Here is a 22,184-nt window from a genome sequence, read left to right on the forward strand (position 1 = left end):
CCGCGACGAAGACCGGGCATTGGGGGTGTCGACGCTTTTTGAAAAGTAGTCCGTTGGCGCTGACAGGGGGAGCGGAAATCTCGGTCCCGCGACAGTCTGACTGCGCTACAGAAGGCAAAGAACCAATTTCACCGGGTCGTAGCGCGCGTCTAGTCGACCATCCGCTGGACCGGAGTGCCAGCTTCAAGAAATTGGCTCTCAGCAACTCTTGTTGGTGGAGAACTTCCCCGTGGACCGGTACTCGAGACCGGACCAAGACTCCACAGGTTCGATGACGCCCAGCTTCAGGAAACGTTCGATGGCCATCTCCGAGGCATCATGAAGTGCGGATTCAAGATCAACCGTGCTGAATAAACGCGACGCGCTTAAGTTGCCCGCCCGAATGTTGACTGCGTGCCCCAGTCCTTCTCTGAATTCGCCCAGCATGAACGTTGGCCGATCGATGAAGTCCTGAAGTACCCCCGCCTGAACATCTGGGAGGTACAGCGAGCGGAGCCTCCTCGCGTCATGCTGTTGGCTTGTCCAAGAGAACAGGTAGATTTCCAGCGCGAGGACGACCACGACTAGAGCTCCCCAACCGAATACAGCCTGACCAGATCCGGTCAGGTCGATCCCAAACGACTCTCGCTGTGCCCAGACGAAGGCGACCAACGCACCGAACCCAGCAAGAGGGAGCGTGCGCGAGTTCCGAAAGTCTTTGCGCGCCTGAGTCGCCGCCACTTGCACTCCTTTACGCATGCGTTCCTCGGGACTCTGCTCGCTCGCGGTATGCCCAGCCGCCAGCTTTACCAGTTCGGCGAGGGCCCCGGGCGAAAGCGTCACCAGTTCGGTCGACGCCAGCCGCGCACCCCCCTCGTGTTGGATCCGGACCAAAGCTTCCGTGAGCGCAACGCGACGATCTGCCTGCTCACGATTCAACTCAGTAGTTTGGAGATTTACGAGCTGGCGTCGGATCTCGCGCTCGAGGGCCTCGGTGGTTTCATCATCGAGGACGATGCCCAAATCTCTCACTAGGGCTTGAATGCGGTCATCAATCATGTAGCAACACTATCGGAGCATAATTCGCGCAAGAAAAGCAGCGATATCTGGGGCCAGTACTCGCGACTCGACCTGACATATGGTTCGGTCCCCTGCTGTGCCCGCCAGCTCGTGTCGAGATCCTCCAGCGGGTGCACCTGCTTCACCGTCTCGACCTCGATTTGCCGAGCCCGGGTCGAGAAAGCCGCTACGAGCGCTTCCGGAACAAGGCCGATCGCCTCGGCGAGGAGGCAATCTCTCGCCCCGCTCCCGCTCCCGCCTCTCCCACTGCACGCCGAGCGATCGCGTGAGCTCGTCGGCAAACAAGGCCTCGTACAGTTCGGAGAGCGCCACCACGGCCTCGTGCATCGGCCGCCCGTCGAGGGAGCGCCACTTGCCGTCGAGCACGGTCTGTACCTTATTGCTGATCACGACGTGCGTAGGCAGGTGCGGGTCGCCGGCTTGGCTGTCGAAGTGATCGAAGGCTGTCGCGCTCAGTCCGGTCACATCGGCCTGCGCCACGGCACCGCCCTGCGCCGTCGTGCCGGTGCGCGTCGCCGCGACCTCCCGCTCCATGTACGCCAGTACCTCGGCCACCGCTGCATGGTGCGCCTGCACAACGCGCTCCTGCGTGGCCGCGTCGCTAACACCTCAAAGGATGCTCGCCGACTTCGGAATCGAAAACGTAAAATCATAGCCGGCAACGGCCCGACGGCAATTCTCGTTCGGCTGTTCCAAAGCGGATGCCGCGGCCCGCTCGGTAAGTCCGCCACCGTCGGCCTGTGGCCCGTCCAAGGCGCGGTCGGCAGCGGTGCGATATGCCAGGTAGGCACGTCCAAGAGATTCGTCGGTGACCGGGTCACGGCCCAATCCGATGAGCAGTGGCAGTTGCAGCTGCGCTTCCGTGACTACGTCGCCCTCGGCAACTAGTCCGCCGCCGATGCCCCGGGGCCCACCGCCCATCCACCGACCCGGCGGCGTACCAACCTCGGCGTAGTAGCCAGTCAGCGACCGCAGGCGTTGACCGCCACCAGCGGCGACCATGCGCAGCAGGTACTTGTACTCGTCGCTGGCACTCATTACCCGCATCGATACCGTCACCGCGGTCACCTCCGCCATCGTGACGAAGGTGCGCCGCTTCGCTCTGCACCGGTCTGAAAGTGCGCTCGGAATTCCACGCTCTAGGGCTCGACAGTGCGAATAAACGCCAAAAACAAGTCTTGAAATTCGGCGAGAGTTGCCGACGTGCGTCAAGTGGGATTCGGCCGCCCCTGGCCCTACACGTCGACTATTCCGGGCCCGGTCGGGTGCTGACGGAATCGACGATCAGCGCGGTAATCACGTCCAACCGGCTTGTGGCCTCACGAGGATGCCATGTTCCTTGGGGTCTCGGTCAGCGCTAAGGTTCGGGGTACTGGCGCATTGGGCGTGGGTTGAATGAAAGGCACGTGGATATGGCTTCCAAAGAATCGGCTCAGACGGCACTCTATGCGGCAATCGAGAAGGTTGCGACGGCATCCACAGACTTCGGCGCCCGGTTGCGTCCCCTTGAGTGTATTTCCCGGCATCTGAATCGTTGAATTCACAACGAAAGAAACCATCGTGCGATGGTCAGTGAGTACCGATCAAAGAACTCACAGAAAGACACATCACACGATGGCTTTAGACCAGTCTGCCCTGCTCGCGCTCCTCGCGGAACTCAAGCTCACCGACGTCACCGATCGAATCCGAATGGTGACCGAAACGCTCTACCAAGAACTCATCGACGCCGAGGCCACCGCGCACATCGGCGCCGACCGATTTGAACGTTCCGATGACCGCACCGCGCAGCGGAACGGGACTCGACCGAGGGTCTTGACGACCACCGCCGGCGACCTCAATCTCAAGATTCCGAAGCTCCGTCAGGGGTCGTTCTTCCCCGCCCTCCTCGAGCGGCGCCGGCGCGTTGACCAGGCCCTGTTCGCCGTCGTTATGGAGGCTTACCTCCACGGAGTCTCGACCCGGAAGGTCGACGACTTAGTCAAGGCCCTCGGTGCCGATACCGGCATCTCCAAGTCCGAAGTGTCCCGGATTTGCGCGGATCTTGACGGTGAAGTCACCACCTTCCGTGACCGTGACCTCGGCGCGACCGGCTATCCCTACGTCTTTCTCGACGCCACGTATTGCAAGGCCCGCGTCAATCACCGGGTCATCTCCCAAGCGATGGTCGTCGCCATCGGCGTCGCCGCCGACGGCCGCCGTGAAGTCCTCGGCTTCGACGTCGGCGACAGCGAAAACGAGCCCTTCTGGACCGAGTTCCTCCGGGCCCTGAAAGCCCGCGGCCTCGACGGCGTCAAGCTCGTCATCTCCGACGCCCACACCGGACTGAAGAAGGCCATCAGCACCGTGTTCCAAGGCGCGGCCTGGCAGCGTTGCCGGGTGCACTTCATGCGAAATGTGCTCTCCATCGTGCCGCGCGCCAGCCAGGACATGGTCGCCGCCGTGATCCGCACCATCTTCGCCCAGCCCGACGCGAAGCACATCCAGGCCCAGTTCGATGAGGTCACCCGGATGCTCGAGGGCACCCACCCCAAAGTCGCCAAGATGCTCCACGATGCCCGCGCCGATATCCTTGCGTTCTGCGGGTTCCCGCCCAAGCACTGGCGTCAGATCTGGTCGACAAACCCGATCGAACGATTGAATAAGGAGATCAAACGCCGCACCGATGTCGTCGGCGTGTTCCCTAACCCTGCGGCCGTGCTCCGCCTCGCAGGAGCTGTCCTCGTCGAGCAGCACGACGAGTGGGAGGCCGAGTCCCGCCGCTACCTCTCCGAGGACTCCATGCGCCAGCTGGACGCCTTCAACACCGCCCTCACCAGCCCCGACGCCAGCGCCCTCACGGGGGTGATTCCCATCCCCGAGCTCAGTGCTGCATAATCAAAACAGCTGACCCGCACGGTGACGATGAATTACACAGCGGGACGTGACCTACAGCGCCAGCCGAACCCTGCCCGAACTTGTAGTCGTCGCCGGCACTTATCACCCGCATCGACACCGTCACCGCGCGCCGCTCCCTTATTGCTCGGAGGTGTCCGCCTCGATCTGCAAGAGGCGTGGCAATTGAATCTGTAATCGGGGGCAGTCGCTAGGGCGTGAAAGTCGAAGCCAAGCTGGTGTCGAATATCGCGCTCCTGGCTCCGTGAAACGAGGCACAGCTAGGGTCCGATGCCCGGGTCAGGATACCGAATTAGAGCGAGCGGCCGCATTCCAAAATGCATCGGGTTGGCGGAAGCCATTGCGGATAAGAGCGTCTGGAACCTCAGAACCGGTACGTACGATCGAAATTCTGAGGCACCCCAGACACCGGGCGAGCCGAACGAGTTCGCTTCCCCCATTTTTCATTGTGTGAGTCAAAGTGCCTGAGCACTTCACGCGGACCAACCGCCCGCATCGAATGGGACTTCACTGCACGCAGTGAAAGTCTGACACGCGCACAGGCCTCAGTATATGAACTGCGGCTGTTTTTCGTAGAGCAGAATGTCGAATTGATCGTTCGTCCATCTGAAGACTGAAGGCCGTACTGCTCCACTGTCGTCCTGGGCCACGTCAATCTCGCGGAGGCATCGCCTCAGAAATCGAGTGCTCGACTTGTAGGTTTTGCCCTTTTCGAAGAACGCCTCTTGAATGAGATCCAGCAGCCACGGCTGGTCCAGAACCCTCAACTTCTCTTCCAAGCTGAAAAATGGACACGTAGAAATTGCAAGAACAAACGTCTCCTGGATTGCGTGCCGTTTCACAGCTGCGCCGGGTAGATACCCTCTGCTCAGAATCTCGCGTCCTGTGACGAAACACCGACCAACTATTTCCTTACGCAGAAGTTCCGGACAATTTTTATCACTCAGATAGAACTTCACAGTGGACAGTAAGAGAAACGTAAGTGCTTGGTTGCCCTTTGGCCTCGGAACGGGTCGATTGATCTTCTCCATCAGCAGGCTAGTCAATTTTGACGAAGGAGCAATCTGGATCTCACATGCCCCGGCCAGGGAAAGGAAGTGACATATTTCGATGTCAGCATTCTCGACCTCGATAAGTCGCTCTATAGCTTTGTTAATTGCAAAATGGACGTACTCATTAGCGCGAAACTGTAGCGCGGGCCTCTCACTATCGGAAATTCCGAGAAGTTCGGGTGCCTGGAAGTACATTCTCAACGCCTTGACGACTTTCATAGCCGAAGCCACCGATGGATGAGACAAGTACTGGAAAAGCATGTCGTGGACGAAACTCCAGATGTAAGCCGAGAGCTCCAAAGCATCTTCTTTGGTGTCGCATCTCGGAGCCCGCTTGGTCACGAACTTAAGCAGTCTCTTCTCGATCTGACTCAGCGACGTTCCAACCGTGGCAGATTCATCCTCAGTGCCAACCAGCAATGCTTTGAGATGCACACTGATCTCTCGAGCATCCAGTGATGGGAGGTCGCCCTCATACGGCAGAGCCGTTCTCAGGAAGGCTTTCAGATTGGCCTTTTTCACGGAGATCGCGGTGGTAAATGGAGTCTTATAGTCGCGAGTCTTAGCGGGATTAATTGCAAACTTATGTTCGGAGAGGGTTGTCTCGACGACTTTGGAAACTCGGTCAAGAGTGACCGCATCGGCTGCAAAGACAAAGTAGTCGTCTACGTATCGAAGAATCTCGTATGTTTTTCGGCCGATCTCCAGTTTCCGGAGTTGAGATTCAATTTCGATACCGAGGTGTTGAAAGACAATCTCAGCGAATATGCGTGAAAATTCAGGGCCGACGCATATTCCGTGGGTTTCGCCCCAGTTTGCCGCCTGCATCGTCTTGTCGAGCACCTGCCCCAGGTCTTTTACCCCGCTGCCTGACAGGTGTTGTTTGCTGAAGAAATCGGTGCCCGTGCTCCACGATGCGGAGTGTGTGTAAATGCTACGGAAACAGTTCGCGACGTCCAATCTCCGCAAGAAACTCCATCTGGCTTCCAGGGCGTGCCATTCCCGTGAGTCGTAGTACTCACCAACAAAGGCGTACTTGTCATAGACAAAGTAGGAGTTGTAAGAACCTAAGCGACGTGAGGATGTTTCAACGGATACTACTTGCGAGCTCTTGCCAAGCCGGAATTTGTTTAAAGGATGCTTACCGTACTCGTTCACTCGCGCTGGATGGCGAAGTGAAGCTCGATCCCTATTTGCGTAGTGAAGGAGCAGGTCCTTCTGCCTGTAGTAGAGGAACGCAACGTTCAACTGCGATCGCATGGACAACAAGTCGAGTTCGCGTGTCCGCGAACGGTCTCTCCGGACGCGGAATGAAGCAGGCGCGCGCCAGGATGGAGAGAATTCCGCGATGCGGGCGTCGACAACCTCTCCATATCGAATCGGGCCCACGAAATTGACGTCACCGATCAATGCAAGCAAGAGCAGGTCAAAGCGATTCCTTGCGTGCAACCGCAGCTCCTTTGGACTAACAGTCGTTGCGCGTTCGTCCATCCACTCATAGAGCCAGTGGTCGGCCATTTCAAGGGGAAGTTCGTACGGAACGCACTCCGTCACCAATGCGCGCAAGGGCGACATGGTGGTTCGAGCTAGCTCCACAGGAGCCTCCCTACCTTGATCCGAAGCCCTTCATCTACATGCGGTAAGGCCGCAGACCCCATCACTTCAAATCCCACGCCCGCCCCAGCGATAACGGCCTCAAGTTCGGTCCACCGGGGTATATCCCTACCGCAGCACCCACATTGCGGGACCTGGCCCGTCGCTAAAGCCTTATTCATTGGCCCCCATCGCTTTCCGACTTCTTTCCGCGCGAATGTCAGCAAATCGCCGAAATTCGAGTGCTGCTTGTTATCTATACGCAAGAATCTCCCGCTGTAGGCCAAGCCCGTTACGATTCGCATTCCGTGCCCGACGTCCGCTGTTGCGTGCGGGCGAAAAAGATACTCGAACATCGCGAGATACGTGTCGACTGAGTCCAATGATGACCAGCATTCAACCGCGTCGGCAAAAGCCGACATCCGACCAAACGCTTCTGCATATCGTTTGAATTTGGCATCCGAGAGGTCGATTATAGTCAGCTTTGAGGTCACCTCCGCGAAGACGAACTTGTATCCCAAGTAGTCAATGGACGTTTCAGGCAGCATTGGGTGGACTAGCTGTTGCGATTTTGACTCGTTTTTCGTGAGCTTGACCTTGCTGAGCAGTTTGTCGATTTGCCCAGAAATTTCCGTTAGTCGCTCTGGTTCAGTAACGATGACGATGTCATCTACATAACGCACATAAAGCGCGACTTCCGGATTCCCTCGTATCGCTGAATCGAAGTTCTCTAGATAGATTTCTGCGAGAGCCGCGGAAGAAGGGACACCGTCCGGTATGCCACGAGATGCGCCGTGCAGCCGCGCATAGGCAGTCACGACGGCGCGGACGTGTTGCTTCACAAATCGTGGGACTCCCGCGTGGCCATCAACTTTGGCTAATAGGAGTTCATGATCAATGGACCCATAGAACGCCTGAATGTCTCGCTTTAGGACGCCCTGGCGCGCCTCAGACCCGCCAGAAGAAATTAGAAATGTATTTGTCAGGACGCGCACGCATTGATCGCGACCCACGGGCCTTATGCCAAATGCCCTCGACAAGTGCAAGGCCGAAAATCTATCCAGAAGCATTAGCGTCGGTCGGTTCTTGTTGAAAACCGTGACGACACGGTCACCGATTTGGCGATACCGAAGCCTAATGGCTGTCGGAGCACGGAGAATTCTGGCTTCGAGAGCATCCCGCATTCCAGCGAAAACTTGAGTCTCGTATTCCTTCTTCACTTGTAAGAGCTTGTCGAGCTCGGTTTGCTTGTCGGCATCCGCTATCGGGTCTGTCCCCAATGAGATACTCTCAATAAGCTCTAGGATCTTTCGGTTATACCTCGGCGTAAGGTTCGCATGCTGCGGAATGATGTTCTTCTTGCGTTGCGCCTTGAAATAGATAGCACGCACATCTTCAACGGTCGGTAGCGCATCACGCATGTCTAACGAGCACGAGACGTTGTGAAGGACGGAACTGCTCGTGCACGTAACGCGGTCCAGATGACCTGAAATATCTGTCGACAAGTCACTCGTTCAATCACACGTGCCATCGTCCAACCCCCTGAAATCAGCGCCAGCTACTACTGAGCAACCTCGAGCCGCTCTGCCAGCCACCCTACTCGCCGAGCGGAGCTCAAGAGCCCGTCCACGTCCGCGTTGCCGGCACCGGTATCACGTACGCTCGATCCAGGTCACCATGTCGTACCCCAAATCGCGGGCACGACGGCAGCGAAAGCTATTAGGTTCAATTCGACCTATCCTCCTTCTGCGGAGTCGACAATCGCGGCGAACTCCCCGCTGCTGAATACTTTCAGTCCAAATTCCTCGGCCTTGTCCCTCACCGCGGCGTCTCCAGTTACGACAATCCACTCGGGTGCATCCAGATACACACTGTCCACGTCTTGGCCGTTCAGGGCGCACGCAACGACGAAGGGGTCGGCACCGCCGAGGTTCGCGTAGAGATTAACCAGATTCGTGTCAGCAGCGGGAATGGTTGCCATGACCGTGACAAGCCAGTTGAGGACCTTAGGCGTTGTCGGAAGCCGGTTCTTCCGTAGCGCGTCGATGTCTGGAAAACCTTGCGCTTCGCGCAGAACCTCGCTCGGAATCACCGCGTTCTCCCTGAAGAAGGCGCTCGCCCGTCGGTGCCTCCTCAGCTGGCCAAGCACGTTCGTGTCGATCACGTACCTCTGCCCGAAGCCCTTCAAGCGACAACCCTCCTGAGATTGTCGATTCGGTTCGGCTTGAGCCGGTTCAAGCATACGGCCCGACAAAACTCACCCGGTGAGATGCTCGTCGAGTCCAGGGCACGCAGCATTCGTTTAGAGAGCTCCCGCCCGCCGTACTTTCGCACAGCGTTCTCGGGCAGAATCTGGCCCAGAGGACCCCCCTTAGGGCGCTCAAGGAATTCGACTCGCAGCTCTTCTAGGTGGGACCGGGCGATGTCCCTGCTAACGATCCCGAGCCGCATCGCGCGTAAAGTCACCGCGCTTGCCGTGACCTTGAACTCATCGGAAGCCCTCTTCGTATCATCGAGTGAGGAGGGACGGATCGTCATGAGCCGCTCTTTTGGCATGAGCATCGCGCCGGCAACGTCATATTCGTCTCCAAGTTCGGTCTCCGCGCTGCCCCCGTCCCAGGTCATCGGCGCAAAGATTCTGCGGGCAATCAGCACCGTCATCAGCGCGAGCGTAAACACCGTTCGGCCGACAGGTTCCTGCTGGTCGCTTTGGTCGCCTCCGGCGAGGAAGATGAAAGGGACCTTGCTATCACTGATCGTCATGCCGCTGAAGCTCACATGCGTAAGGCGCTGTGGCATGTAGTGCTGGACACTTCGGGACACGAGGACTTGGTTGGCTTCAATGCGCTCGATCATCAACTCGAGCGCGTCCTCTCTTTTTCGGCACGCCCTGATGCTGTCGTGGGAGAGGTCGAGGGCGTGCATGAGCCTTGCCGCGTCCGTATCGGGCGAGGGGTCAGGTTTGCGTAGAAGATCCACAATTTTATTCCTCGCGAGCGATTGGTCGTGTTTCCTGAGCAGTTCCTGTTTCCGAATCAGGTCCTTGACGATCAGCTCCACGTCCCGAAGATTCACCTTCGCGCGGGACCCAATCGAGAACGTATCCTTACTGACGCCGGCGAGAAGTTTCTGCGTCTTCGCAGCTACCTGAACCTGGACAAGGGGCAACGGTGCGAAGAACAAGGGGATCGGGATGTCACCCTTCTCCGATAGGCGGACGAGGTCGGTGTACTTGATGCTCGCCATCTCAAGCGCCTGCTCATAGCCCTTGTATGTGCCTGCCACGGAGTTGTCGAGCAAGGTCGTGAACACCGCATGGTCAATCGGGATAGCCGAGCCGCTGAGAATTACACTGATCATTGGCCGCCCCGAGGGTGTCAGATGGTCTGTGTAAGGGGTTGCGGATCGACTACTCGAAGGAGTGATACTCATGGTGATGACGAAGCGAAGTATGTTGAACAAGGCACCACGATCTCCGTCTCAGCTGCAGGCGGCGAAAGCGATCGATGAGCTCCGCGAAAGCGGCGCTTTGGATTCGTTGTTCTCGAAGATCGATGCCGGCGAGATCCAGCTCACGGGCGAGGGCGGGTTCGTACCCGGCCTGATCAAGGCGGCCCTCGAGCGGGGGCTGCAGGTCGAGCTGACCGATCACCTCGGCTACGAGAAGGGCGACCCTGAGGCGCGGTTCTACCCAAATTCTCGTAACGGCTTCACACCTAAAATGGTCGACGCTGAGGTCGGTGAACTCGATCTGGACATTCCCCGGGACCGGAGCGGGAGCTTCATCCCACGCCTGGTGCCGAAGGGGCAACGCCGCCTCGGCGGCCTCGATGACATGATCATTTCGCTGTATGCCGGCGGGATGACAATCCGCGATATTCAGCAGCACCTGGTCAGTACGATCGGCACCGACCTCTCGCCGGAGACGATCTCGAAGATCACCGACGGGGTCCTGGAAGAGGTCCTGGAATGGCAGCAGCGCCCGTTGGAGCCCGCGTCTACTCAGCCATCTTCATGGACGCGATCGCGGTCAAGATCCGCGACGGCGGTCGGATCACCGACCGGCCCATCTACGCGGCCATCAGCGTGACCCTGGGCGGCGATAAGGACATTCTCGGGTTGAGGGGCGGTACCGGCGTGAGAGTGCCAAGTCCTGGATGTCTGTGCTGACCGACATCAAAAACCGTGGTGTGACCGACACGTTCTTTCTGGTCTGTGACGCGTTGAAGGGTCTGTTGAAAGTTGAATAAAACTGTGTGCGTCAAGTCTTTACGCGGGTAGGCCCACCAGTCCAGATGCGTTTGCGGGCGGAGACGATTATCGCTGTCTGGGTGGCTGTGCGATCAGGGTGCGGATTAGCGCAGCGAGTCGGGTCGGATTCACTCCAGACGTACTAACGACGTTGTGCCCGTGTTCAATCTTGTCGAGCAGTGCATACAGCTCCCGGGCCGTGTCCATTCGCGCACCGCGTGCAAAACGATGAGGGTCTCCGAGGCCCCAAGGAATTCCGCTACCGCGGTGGGCGTAGGCCACTTCGAGCAGGGAAGCGAGATCCGCAAGGTCCTTCGGTTCCAGCCGGGAAGCTCGATGCCGGCATCGGCGTCTGCGGTTCCGCGCAGCGCCGCTGCTGGCGTGGATACACGTGCAGAAGAATCTGGACCATGTGACCGCCGATGACTCTGTAGTCCATGTCCCCCGCCGCGGCGGCGAGGTCAGCCAGCGCCCGGTAGCCCAGGTTCGACGCGTTCGACGTCGAGATCAGTGTGATGTCAGGCATCCCAGGCCGATCGAATTTTGCGCAGGATCATGTCTGCAGCCTCGTTCGCATCGGGCCCCCCTGAATGAGCGAGATCCCAGTAGGCGATAAGTGGGTCAACGCATTGGGAGGGCAGCGAGAGGATGCGGGCGGTCGTCCAGATCGTGAAATCAGCTGGAATCACAACGGTCAGCGTCGCTTCGCTCGGTGGTGCTGGAGTAAGCCCGACCACGGTGAAATCGATCATCTCAGCGACATACATCTACGCCTTCTGCGGCAACCGCCACGGTGCGTAAACGTCAGCGGCGGCATCGCCTGAAAACAGACAGTCCACCTCCAAATCTGCTGCTAGCGTCGCAGCCACCTGGACCTGCTCCAAGGGAGCATCGAGGCCGTACCAGTGCGTCGATACGCCGCCTGGTCCTGGATACTCGGAAATCCATGTCTGGAGAAGCTTCTCCCTGCCCATAGAAACCCAGCTCAACGTCGTTCGGGCAACCCCATCCAGACGATGCAGGGCCAGCGACACAGCCGACTGCGCGATTCCCGTTTGCAGCGCCAGCTCGGATTGGTCGACTGGGCGATCAAGCAAACACAGGGAACGCATCACACCCCAGCGCCCCCAGGCCGGCCGAGAGCGACGTTTAGCGACCTGAGTCGGAGCTGGTGTGTCTGCCCAGTCTCGCCTGCCGATTGTCACGGCGCCGCTGTCAACTTCAACGAGATCCACAAGCCCCGATTGCGCTTGGGCCCGCAGGGATGCTGTCGCCTGTTGCACGACGATGAGGAGCCGCGCGTTCGCATGGGCCGCTAGATCTCGGTGCAACGCGCTCAACGATGGCGGCCTGGACGATGCTCGAACGGTCACCATTTGATGACGGCCATCCAGCAGCCGCATTGACCACTCGTCCGCTGTCCCCCCGACAACGTCGATCTGAACCTGCCGGAGACATACGATCGCATCCGAGGCAAGAGAGTCACTCACGTTTTCTGCGCCGAAATTCCCCTCGTTGTCAAATAAGTTTATGTGACTGTGACTGCCTAAAGTGATATGGGAATTGTCACCATGTAATGTACGGCCCGACCGCCTTGCAGAGGGCCACGATGCCGTGCACCCGTCCGGGTAAGCTGCAGGCGACCTGAGGGTGAGGCAATCTTCAACTCAAGCCTTGCTCTTTACAGAGCCAAAACACTGATCAGATCAAATTTACAGTAGGGCGGCCGGGACTTGAACCCGGGACCGACGGTTTGCGCCGGGCGCTTTCTTGGCCAGACGAAGTGCGGACTAATACCTCGGTTGATCTCGACTTCTCTCGATCTGATCAGGACCTTCTTGGGTGAGATGTCGTCACCATTATCTCAACACCTCGGCCCATCTCGGCGGGTCTCGTGGCAATAAACGTTGAATATAAGTGTGTGCGTCAAGTCTTCCCTCGTCGTGCACGCGTACCATCCCAGGGCCAAGGGTCATCTGAACTGGGCGGCGCGAATCGCGCAGGCTTACATACGTGCGTCCACCCGCCATCCCGATCAGTAGTTGCCGGTTTATTACCCGCAAAACCACGATTATCGTGAACCAGCCTCAGCGGGGCCACGGAGGTCTCATACAGTCATGGATATCAGTTAAACGCTGGGTAAGTGATCACACTCTAAGGCCCCTACGGATTCCAATCTGCGGGGTTTATGCGGGGTTTATGCGGGGTTTCAGAAATGAACGCTCTGCCGTCCATCCCGGTCACTGCTGATGACCCATAGTCGAAGTTCCGTCGCCGCCATCGATCACTCGAATTCACGGCGACGAAAGTCAATCGCGAGACACATGGTTATGAGCCATAAGGCCCATAAACAGCATCATCGATGATCCCACGCACCACAGGAACGTACCGGTGGGATTTGAAACCTAAAGCACCCCCAATCAAACGGCGGCTCCAGCCTCAGACTCGCATGATTACGCGGTTCTTCAATCACTTGGCCATGTTAGAAAACGGAGCAATCTCGTTCAAACGTTGCCAAAATGTTGCCACGCCCGCAGATTGACCCAAGGGGTCTGTCAGGGGCGTCGCGGGTACATATACAGCGTGAGATGCATGGTATAAATCGCATCGGAGAGACCATCGACAGGGGTGTCGACCTGCGCCTGACCGGCGCCACGGCGCTAGCAATGGGCCACTATCTACACTTTGGATAGCTCGTCCAACAGCCGAGAGATTGAATCGACTAGCCGATAGTGTGGATTATGTCAAGTTCTTGATTTCCTCACAGTTGGGTCGAACCTGCCTGGTCGGCCGAGCTCTCCCTCACGGCGAAAGCATCTCTCAGCCCCAAAATCAAGCTGAGATTCACCTGTTGCTTTCTCGTCCTGACAGATACAGCTGGGCCAACGCGATCCAGTCTTCTGGTGTAACTTCAGGCGCCCAGATTGCGAGGTATTCGCGGGGCGTGAGCCCACTCGGCGTCATTTCGATACCGTCACGATAGGTGGCAAAAGGAGAACTGGATCGACTGACGCGGAACAAAACGTCGCGAAACCGATTCTTCCCCAGTGCGAACGTCGGGAATTCCGAGACGCTCGCGCAACGCCAGGCTCGCCAGGCTTTCCCGAACGCAAATTCAAAGTCCATGATCGATGGGTTGAACTCGACAACGCCCTCCGCTGCAAGAGCTCCAAAGAATCCATTGGCTACAAGAAGGAGTTGTTGGTTGCGGGTAGTGGCCGAAGCCCCCGGATTCACGCTGCCACATCCGCCACCGTCGCAACGGCCAAAAGAAGATCTCGCTCGGCACCGAGGGCCAAAAGAGCCTCCGCCACAGACGGGTGCCCGAAACATGGGACTAGTTTCCTCTTCACGTCAGACTCCTTCTCGCTGCGCTTCTTGTCAGAAGCGAGTGACCATTCGACCTCCGAATTGAGAGAGTGAAGCACTCTTGCGACGGTCTCCGGCACGTCGACATATCCCCAGTCGTGGCCTTCGACAGCTTCCCGGAATAGTTTCGGGAACATTGGGTTTGCACCCTTGAAAGCATCTTCGATCGCCTCAATAGTGAGGTAGTTTTCCATCTCTCGCCGGGTCAGAACAAACATGTGTGACGACAGGTGATCGTCGGTGTTGTAGCGCGCTAGGTACTTGGATATCTCGGGTTTCAGAGCCGACCCTTCAACCAAGCGATCGGAATCAAGAAGGTGAACCTCAGGCCTACTAAACGGCGACAGGCGGCTCTCCCAAAGAGCAGCGGCGCCGCAGCCGCCGATAGGTATGAAGCAAAGCTCACCGTCAGTTTCCATTTGGCGAAGATCTGGATATTCAGTGGGACGGGCGGCTTGTAGCGCATCGCTCAGTGCCAGTAGACCGCCGATATCGTTCTTGCCCTCAACGATGAAGAAGCAACGCACATTGTGATCCGCGAAAGTCCCCATCGCCTTGTTCAATTGCTGGAGAACGAACCGCTCGCTGGATGTGTCACTGGAACTCCACACGCGCTTCCCCTGCTGCTCCTCGACGAAACGCACGGCTGCGATCGGTATGTTCCTCACCAAGTTCGAGCTGTGCGTCGTCATCAAAACCTGCCTGTTTGCGAGCCCCGCAACTTCAATTAGAGCGGAAACAGTTTCGCGCTGAAGATCCGGGTGGAGAGCCGTCTCGGGCTCCTCCACTGCGATGATGACGCCCCGTCGCCACTCATCCGTTTCTTCATATCCTCGCTCAACTTCCGCCCGAAAGAAGCTCAAGAGAACCAGTCTGCGTGTCCCGCTGCCACGCTTCGCAAGGGGAACATCGTTCTCGTCGACAAATTGTAGGGACGAGAATGCCTTCTGCCATACGGGGTCTAGGTTGGCCGGAATCAGCTTGGCCGCAAGATTTGGTGCGAATTCCTCCAATTTCCCAACGACTTCCAGGAGAAGTTCTGAAATCTCAGCCTTAACATCGCTCGTAAGCTTCGTGAGTTCAGCCGTATGGCGATCGAGCACGGCCTTGACTATGAGCTTGGCTGGGTCTTGGGCAACCTCATCGGACTCCGCCCCCAGCCGGTCAGCTTGAAAGAGGTGGAACAGGGGAAAGACACTCTCCAGAGCGCTGGCAACGTGCTTCCCGTCCTCTGAGTTCAACGGGATGATCGTCGGTTGCAGCGACGAGAGCCCCTTGGCTTCCCAGGCGCGCCAGATCGCCTGCCTATAGTTCAGGTTCACGCGTCGATCCTCCAGCTCCGCGACAACATCAAGAGTCGAGGCGAGGGATTTGAGTTGCGCGTGCTTCAGGCCGATAAGCGTTGGGCCGCCATCGACGACCGGGTGTAGAGCATGCGCCAAAATCTCGGGGTTGGCTCGCCCCCTGGTCCAGGTCTTGCTAATCACCAAGTGGCCGTTAGCGTCGAGGAGTTTCTCATCCTGGAGGGTCGTCACCGCAGTCTGGTCGATGACCAGCTCAGGGGGAAGGTCAGCGAATGTGCACGTGATGCGAATCGTTCCATGCCCATGAACCGAATAGTCAGAGACGTCCGGCTTTCCCTTGTCCAGGAACAGCCTCATAGCTTCCAGGATGCTGCTCTTTCCAGCGTCATTCTTGCCGGCAAACACAGTCAACGTATCGATCGACACGTAACTCGATGTCAGATATCCGCGAAAACCCTCTAGCTCAATACCCACAATGCGCATTTGTCCCCCTCGACAACAACTTGACATTCAAGTGCCAAGGCTGAGCCTGCCGGATTTGGGCCGACTCCGCAAAAGCGGACTGGTCAAGGCGCAACATGAAGCAGCGCGGCGACCAGCGATGCTAATCACCTCCGAAATAGCACCGACATCAGGCATGAGAGTGAGACACGCGTGGGAGGCAACTCGTGCGTTCCATCGTTCGGATTGTCCTTCCGAATGGAATCTATCGCCTCTACGCACCCGGCATAGCCCTAACCAATCGCCAGCAGGGTCACGCCCACAAGAATGAATGTCAAGGATGTGTCGAGATTAATCTGGGAATTGATTGAGTGTTAGCGCTTAGTGGCGGCGTTCTGTGATCGCTGTTTGGCGCATCGACCCGGTTCTCTGCGTTGCGTCAAAGGGCAGTCAGGGTCTTGTATCTCGTGCGATACGAAACAGGTCAGTTATGAGACACCACAGTCGTGAGAACTGGGGCAGCCTGGTCGACCTGGAACAGGCATTTCTATGTGTGGAAGACTCGAGAGTAGAGGGGATCTCCATGGGTGCGGGCAGCCTTGAGAGCGCATCAGGTCAGTCCCGGTTCGGAGTATTCTTCGTGCGAGATCGCACGGAGGATGCGGATGGTGCCGTCCAGGCTAGTGCCTGCACGGGTGCTGGTCTTGGCAAGTTGGCGAGGGGCTTCCAGCACTGGGAGCGACGTCGTTGTGCTCCGGCTGACCCGGGTTACTCCGCCAGTGCGGGCAGTGAGGTAGCCCTCGGATTCAAGCACTTTGTACGCCTTAGCGACGGTGCCAGGAGCGACATCGAGATCCTCCGCGAGCTGACGAACCAAGGGACGGCGCCCCTCGGCGTGCCCACAAGCGCGCAGTGGAACCTTCTCAGTCGGAGCTGCTCGTCCCCGTCCCTTTGACGATTTGGAGTAGTTGGACCCGCTCGTCGGGCGTCAGGGTTTCGCCCACTGAATGACGAGATGGTCGGATCTGTAGAAGTCGGCATGGCTGTAAATGACAGACTGTCGCGCACGGTCGAGGGACTGATACCGGTAGGTGCTGAACCGCACGATTGAGTGGGTGCTCAAGTCCTCAAATACTCAGTACTCACCGACATCGAAAAAAGAGAGATGCCCATGCTGGGCGAGGACGGAACTCAAATAGCCGCTTAATCGTCGCCCACATGAAAATTCCGTTGACTATTTCCGGATGGAGTTGACGCCGCGAGTTATCTCCGCCAATCTGAGTTTCACACGACATCTGGTTCGTGAGCATCGGGGGGAAAATGATGTTTCGAAAATGGGCGGGTGGATCGTATCGCCTGCGAGACCAGCCATTTAATGAACCGCTGCCCGGGGTAATTGTTCCGCGCGTGAAGTCAACGCAACGCATGTTTTGACCTCTCTCCGAGGGGGTCCCCGCAGACGCCCCGCGTTCCTTTCGACGTCAATCATTGTCGTCACAGCCCTTCTGTTGATAGGTTGCTCATCGGCATCGATCACGCCGGCGGTTCGAGACACGGTCGCGATCGCTCTCGTCGATAGCGGCCTCAACGATGAAAACGTCGACTTTAGCTGTTTTCATGTTTTCGATACTGACGCCGACGACCAAGGGCACGGCACTTTAGTCGCATCGATCGCAGCAGGAATCGATGAGGATAGCTGTCCTGCGTGGGCCCATCGAGTCACTTGGATTAGTTACTCCGTCTTCACTGCAGGAACCGCGTCGGCGGAGGACGTTGCGGACGCTATAGAGCAAGCTATCCGGGACCAGGTGGACGTCATTAACGTCAGCATCGCGATCGGGACGGACACCCGGGCCTTACGTGACTCGGTGAAACGCGCCGTTGAATCGGGAATCGTGGTGGTCGCGGCTGCTGGAAACAACCAAGGGATGGGGGCGGGCTACCCCGCCCGATACCCGGGAGTTATTTCCGTCGGCTCATTAGATGCCGCGGGCCATCCATCAAGCTTCTCGGCTATTGACCATGTGAATTACTTCGCACCCGGTGAAGACATTCCCGCGGTCGACCGCACGGGGGCCCGGCAGCTTGTCACCGGGACGTCAGCGGCTGCAGCAATGACCTCGAATCAAATCTTGAAAAGCTTGCTCGGCGTAGCTAAACCCGATTCCACCCTGTCCGCACTGATCGCTCACCAATCAAAGGAAGACAATCAATGAAAAAGATCGCCATCGGAGTCGTAGCGGCGCTGCTGCTCTCTGGATTCGCTTACTCGCCCGCGTTCGCAGAGACCAGCTCTGCCCCGGTAGAAGCTTCAGGCAGCGGGATGGTTGACGAGGAAAAGCTTGAATCCGCTTTCAACGACGCAGGATTGACACTGGAAGACGTGGACGCCTCGCTCACTAAAATCTCAGTCGAGACGACATCGGATTTGGGATCTGGCGAACCTGTCACGGCGCTGACAACGTTGTCGTTTGAGGACAGTAGCGCTCTTTTTTCTCTAGGGAGCATCGACACCGACTACAACGCCAACTACTCCATCCAGATACAAGAGTTGAACGACGAAGCCACCTCGTTCACCATGACAGACCTGGCCACTGGTGAGACAGAATCATATGCCGATGACGTGGGCTATGCCGCCTTCGTGCCAGTACTGGTTCTGGGAATACCTATCGCTCTAGAGATCTTGAAAACACTCCTGGTGGCATCTGCAGTTGTCATCGTCGCTGGTGTTACGTGGATCGCAGCCACTAACGCAATCGATGCCCTCAATAAAAAGGGATCAAGCTACCAACATTTCCGCGCAATGATTCTAAACGGCAAACTCGTGCTTGCAAATGGTATGTCGCTTTCCGCGGCCATCACATGGGGCCGCGGGGGGAAAGACACGTGGTCTCGCAGCGAGGCCGGCGCGCTCGCAGTTGCGAAAGGAATCAAAAACGGCCTGGCCGTAGTCGGACCTGAGCGCGATTCGGGCGGTCGCGGAAAATTCGCACACTTCCACCCGAGCAACCGCACCCCCGCAATGCACGCCTTTTTCGGACTACCCAATTGATGGACAATCACGAAGCTGACGACCGTTCAGACCTCCTGGCACGGTGGAAGAAGACCAATCCTCAGCGATGGACAACGGACGCCGTTGAAGAACACTTGAAACAGGGTTTTTGTGCATATGAAATCCCGCTCGAGGCCATTACACGCACTGACTATTCGAACGATGGAGAAGTCCGCGAGGACTTGATCTACTCGCTCTACACGATCACTCATCCGGACGTCCTATCCCGCCTGTACAGCGCAGAAGAGAAGGAAATGAAAGATGTTGGTCCTGATACGTACGATGAAAGCTGGCGGGGACTCTTCCTTCAAGAAACTTCGGGCAGTGACACTGACGATCTTGGAACGGCGCCTCTTGGAGACGCGTCTTGGCTGGCATACAACCTTCTAAACACTCAACATTTGGTGGGCCAACGCACCTCCATCGTGCTCGAGCAAGAAGACGGCCTCGTCACTGGTGCCAAGGTTTATGGGATGTCTGACCACCTAACGACGTACATGACCGCGCTGACCGGATACAGAGAGACTGGAACAGAAACTGACCAAAATTACTACTCGATGAAAACTGGCGACGTAAACGACGAAGCCTTCGTCTACTACCTCGACTGCCTCGCGCGACACAGCTTCATCTAGCCCGATACGAACAACACCTGTCAGGCTGCGGATGCTGACCCACGGTGATGCGGCAGAATTATGCTAGCTGCCGCTATCACCCGTTGGTCAGCACCGTAGTCTGACTCGTCAGAGGAACCTGCCAAGAAGTCGCCCTTGATGTGCCTCGCCCGGAGGCCAAAAAGCGGCCTATTCGATCCTGCGATGTCCGCGATCGCATAGTGGCCACCGGCCGCAGCCAGTTAATCGAACACCCCCCTCACGACGGAAATATTTCTCGGCCCATAAGCACACTGTCGTGCCGGCGTAAACGCGACCGTGGCATCAACTGCGGTCGCGACAACTGCCCTGCCCTGGAAAACTCCGCCATTCCACGAAACGGCTGTCTCGAAACCCTAGCGATATAAGACGTCTCACCGCCGCGACCTGAGCTTCCTCAGAATCGTCGGAATCTTGCGATGCGCCGATTCTCATAACTACGTCGCATAGCCGCATGCTTGAACTGTGATGCTCGCCATTGGTTATGAGACGCCCTGGGAGCAGAAATGACGAAACTGATCGGCTATGCGCGAGTGTCCACGTGACAGCAGTCCACCGACCGGCAACAGATCGACATCCTCGCCGCTGGCGTCCGGCGTGACGACCTCTACGTCGACCACGGCATCTCCGGTGTTCGAGCGTCACGGCCCCAGTTCGACCGTGCGCTCGACGCACTCCAAAACGGCTACACCCTCGTTATCACGACCCTGGACCGGCTGGGCCGATCGACACAGAACATGCTCGCGTTCGTCGAGGAACTCTACGGCCGCGGATCTGGCCTCCGCGTACTCAACCTAGGCGGCGGCGACGTCGACACAGCGACACCAATAGGGTTCATGCTGTTCACGATCATGGCGGCACTCGGACAGATGGAACACGAAATCAAACGAGAACGTGTGATCGACTCCATCACGAAGCGCCGCAATGCCGGCAAGGATCGCGGTGGGAGGCCGCAGCTCATCGTTGACAGCCGAATCCGCAATGCCCGCCGACTCATAGAAGGTGGAGAGACAGCAGCGCAAGTCGCGCGCGATCTCGGAATGTTCCGAGCGACCTCGCGCGCCCTGAGATAACGCTGAGCATTCGAGTGACGAAGTCCGGATAAATGGCGACGTCACACAGAGATACCGCGGGCCGACACGGAACAGGGTGGGGCAAGACCCCGTGCAACGAGGAGCGGCAAAGGGCATGTGCAACCAGCGGAAAAAGTCGGCAACCACCACTATCAGGAAGCTCAATTTGCGGATACTCTGCGCCGCAGGCGTGCGTGCGAGGCCAATGCATTTGGCTGAGGGCTACGTATCAACGCTGTCGCATTAATCGTCGGGATCGTCCCGATGGGCGAGGACACATAGGAGTCAATCGTGAAGAAGAACAGCAAACTGGTGCTCGGCGCGAGTGCAGCCGCGCTGATCGCCGTGTCGTTGGGCGCTGCGCCGGCGTCCGCGCATGTCCCGACATCGGTGCGCGGTAACGTGGTGCTGACCGCCCACCTCACGGAGCTCAACGACTCCGGAGCGTCGGGTAAGGCCATCGCCGTCGTTCGCGGCGAGACGATCAGGGCGATCGGAATCCGCGCGCGGGGTTTGACGCCCGATGCTCCGCACGCCCAGCACATCCACTTCGGAGAGGATGCCATGAACGAGTGCCCCACGCTGGCGATGAACGACAGCAACGGTGACGGGCGGCTGAACACCGTCGAAGGCACTCCGGCCTACGGCCCCATTGTGGTGTCCCTGACCACCAGCGGAGACACCACACCGGCCAGTGCCCTGGCCGTTACCCGGTTCCCCGTCTCAGAGAACGGTACCTATAAGTACCTCCGGACCAACATCGGCTTCACGGACGTGGCCGGAACCGGCTACCAAGGAGGCGCCGGCACCGCTGCGGACATCGCCGAGGCCATCCGCGACGGTGAAGGCGTCGTCGTGATCCATGGAAACGACTACGACGGCAACGGAACGTACAACCTCAGCGATCCCGAGGGTGCGAGCGAGCTTGACCCCACCCTCCCCGCCGAGGTAACCGACCCGGTCGCCTGCGGAGTGCTGCACTAGCTGCCAGCGTCCGGCCAAAGCTGAGGTCCAGGCCCGTGCGAGCGCGCACAGTGCCGTACGGTCCTGGACCTCACCGTTCGTACAGGACGCCAAGATCCCGGGGCCTGCTCGGGCGCGCTCAAGAGGGTAGTGGTGTAAACCGCTTGGTTCACCGCGGGGAGAGAACCGACGTCCGAATCACACGCGCCGGCGTTCGCTCCATACCGCGCCAGTCATGACGACGCCTACTTCCCAGACCGCACCACTACACAAGCCCCCGAAGACGCCTTCAACATTGCCAGCAGCCTCCACGCGGGTCCAAAAGAAGACCCCCGACGAACTAACGAACAGCAGCACTAGCCCCAAGCGATCACAGAACGCCACCACCGACCGGCAAAGTTGTTGTCCGTCGCGTTATTTGACGATGGCGGCGTCATCGTCGGTGACGATGCCTGGATCTGAAAAAGCCCCGCCGGCGAATCCGG

At 58.1% G+C, this 22,184-nt stretch carries 15 protein-coding genes and 3 pseudogenes; 7 read left to right on the forward strand and 11 right to left on the reverse strand.

Annotation, left to right across the window (positions count from 1 at the left end; translation table 11 throughout):
• Positions 1-198: 198 nt before the first annotated feature.
• The gene (locus CXY75_RS10560; RefSeq protein ID WP_104082766.1) at positions 199-1,038 is read right to left on the reverse strand and encodes a hypothetical protein; all 840 of its coding nucleotides are present in this window, start codon (positions 1,036-1,038) and stop codon (positions 199-201) included.
• Between the two features lie 149 nt (positions 1,039-1,187).
• Positions 1,188-2,106, reverse strand: a pseudogene (mobF, locus tag CXY75_RS10565) (MobF family relaxase); the annotation flags it as partial.
• 567 nt (positions 2,107-2,673) lie between these two features.
• Between mobF and CXY75_RS10570 the strand changes: the two are divergent.
• Positions 2,674-3,933, forward strand: a complete 1,260-nt coding sequence (locus CXY75_RS10570; RefSeq protein WP_104082767.1) for an IS256 family transposase — start codon at positions 2,674-2,676, stop codon at positions 3,931-3,933.
• Positions 3,934-4,496: 563 nt separating this feature from the next.
• Here the strand turns inward: CXY75_RS10570 and CXY75_RS10575 are convergent.
• The 4 genes from CXY75_RS10575 to CXY75_RS10590 all read right to left on the reverse strand — a co-directional run bounded on the left by CXY75_RS10575 (position 4,497) and on the right by CXY75_RS10590 (position 9,956).
• On the reverse strand, positions 4,497-6,569 hold the full coding sequence (locus tag CXY75_RS10575; RefSeq protein ID WP_158251182.1) for an RNA-directed DNA polymerase: 2,073 nt from the start codon (positions 6,567-6,569) through the stop codon (positions 4,497-4,499).
• Positions 6,570-6,589: 20 nt separating this feature from the next.
• Complete coding sequence (locus tag CXY75_RS10580; protein ID WP_104082769.1) at positions 6,590-8,017, reverse strand: RNA-directed DNA polymerase; 1,428 nt, start codon at positions 8,015-8,017, stop codon at positions 6,590-6,592.
• 314 nt (positions 8,018-8,331) lie between these two features.
• A complete protein-coding gene (locus CXY75_RS10585; RefSeq protein WP_104082770.1) occupies positions 8,332-8,784 on the reverse strand; it encodes a hypothetical protein in 453 nt (150 codons plus the stop codon).
• Complete coding sequence (locus CXY75_RS10590) at positions 8,781-9,956, reverse strand: hypothetical protein (protein WP_104082771.1); 1,176 nt, start codon at positions 9,954-9,956, stop codon at positions 8,781-8,783. The genes CXY75_RS10585 and CXY75_RS10590 overlap by 4 nt, the downstream gene beginning before the upstream one ends.
• 91 nt (positions 9,957-10,047) lie before the next feature.
• Between CXY75_RS10590 and CXY75_RS10595 the strand changes: the two are divergent.
• A pseudogene (locus CXY75_RS10595) lies at positions 10,048-10,831 on the forward strand (IS256 family transposase); the annotation flags it as partial.
• Between the two features lie 534 nt (positions 10,832-11,365).
• Here the strand turns inward: CXY75_RS10595 and CXY75_RS10600 are convergent.
• The 5 genes from CXY75_RS10600 to CXY75_RS10620 form a co-directional block, all read right to left on the reverse strand.
• Positions 11,366-11,599 carry a hypothetical protein gene (locus CXY75_RS10600; RefSeq protein WP_146069443.1) on the reverse strand — a complete coding sequence of 78 codons (234 nt, stop codon included), beginning with the start codon at positions 11,597-11,599 and terminating at the stop codon, positions 11,366-11,368.
• Between the two features lie 15 nt (positions 11,600-11,614).
• Positions 11,615-11,962 (reverse strand): hypothetical protein, encoded by a 348-nt coding sequence (locus tag CXY75_RS19485; protein WP_146069444.1) that lies wholly within the window; start codon positions 11,960-11,962, stop codon positions 11,615-11,617.
• 1,729 nt (positions 11,963-13,691) lie between these two features.
• A complete protein-coding gene (locus CXY75_RS10610; protein ID WP_104082774.1) occupies positions 13,692-14,084 on the reverse strand; it encodes a hypothetical protein in 393 nt (130 codons plus the stop codon).
• Complete coding sequence (locus CXY75_RS10615) at positions 14,081-16,003, reverse strand: ATP-binding protein (RefSeq protein WP_158251184.1); 1,923 nt, start codon at positions 16,001-16,003, stop codon at positions 14,081-14,083. Before CXY75_RS10615 ends, CXY75_RS10610 begins: the two co-directional genes overlap by 4 nt.
• 568 nt (positions 16,004-16,571) lie before the next feature.
• A complete protein-coding gene (locus CXY75_RS10620) occupies positions 16,572-16,775 on the reverse strand; it encodes a hypothetical protein (RefSeq protein ID WP_233193068.1) in 204 nt (67 codons plus the stop codon).
• 694 nt (positions 16,776-17,469) lie between these two features.
• Between CXY75_RS10620 and CXY75_RS10625 the strand changes: the two genes are divergently transcribed.
• From CXY75_RS10625 to CXY75_RS10645, 5 genes and pseudogenes are all read left to right on the forward strand, one after another.
• A complete protein-coding gene (locus CXY75_RS10625; RefSeq protein WP_158251185.1) occupies positions 17,470-18,177 on the forward strand; it encodes a S8 family serine peptidase in 708 nt (235 codons plus the stop codon).
• Positions 18,174-19,013 carry a hypothetical protein gene (locus CXY75_RS10630; RefSeq protein ID WP_104082778.1) on the forward strand — a complete coding sequence of 280 codons (840 nt, stop codon included), beginning with the start codon at positions 18,174-18,176 and terminating at the stop codon, positions 19,011-19,013. The genes CXY75_RS10625 and CXY75_RS10630 overlap by 4 nt, the downstream gene beginning before the upstream one ends.
• A complete protein-coding gene (locus CXY75_RS10635; RefSeq protein WP_092452073.1) occupies positions 19,013-19,645 on the forward strand; it encodes a hypothetical protein in 633 nt (210 codons plus the stop codon). Before CXY75_RS10630 ends, CXY75_RS10635 begins: the two co-directional genes overlap by 1 nt.
• A gap of 524 nt (positions 19,646-20,169) precedes the next feature.
• Positions 20,170-20,736: pseudogene (locus tag CXY75_RS10640) on the forward strand (recombinase family protein).
• 291 nt (positions 20,737-21,027) lie between these two features.
• Positions 21,028-21,720 carry a hypothetical protein gene (locus CXY75_RS10645; RefSeq protein WP_104082779.1) on the forward strand — a complete coding sequence of 231 codons (693 nt, stop codon included), beginning with the start codon at positions 21,028-21,030 and terminating at the stop codon, positions 21,718-21,720.
• The last annotated feature ends 464 nt before the right edge of the window (positions 21,721-22,184 follow it).

The organism is Cryobacterium sp. Y11 (assembly GCF_002929535.1).
In the GTDB taxonomy this organism is placed as follows: Bacteria; Actinomycetota; Actinomycetes; order Actinomycetales; family Microbacteriaceae; genus Cryobacterium.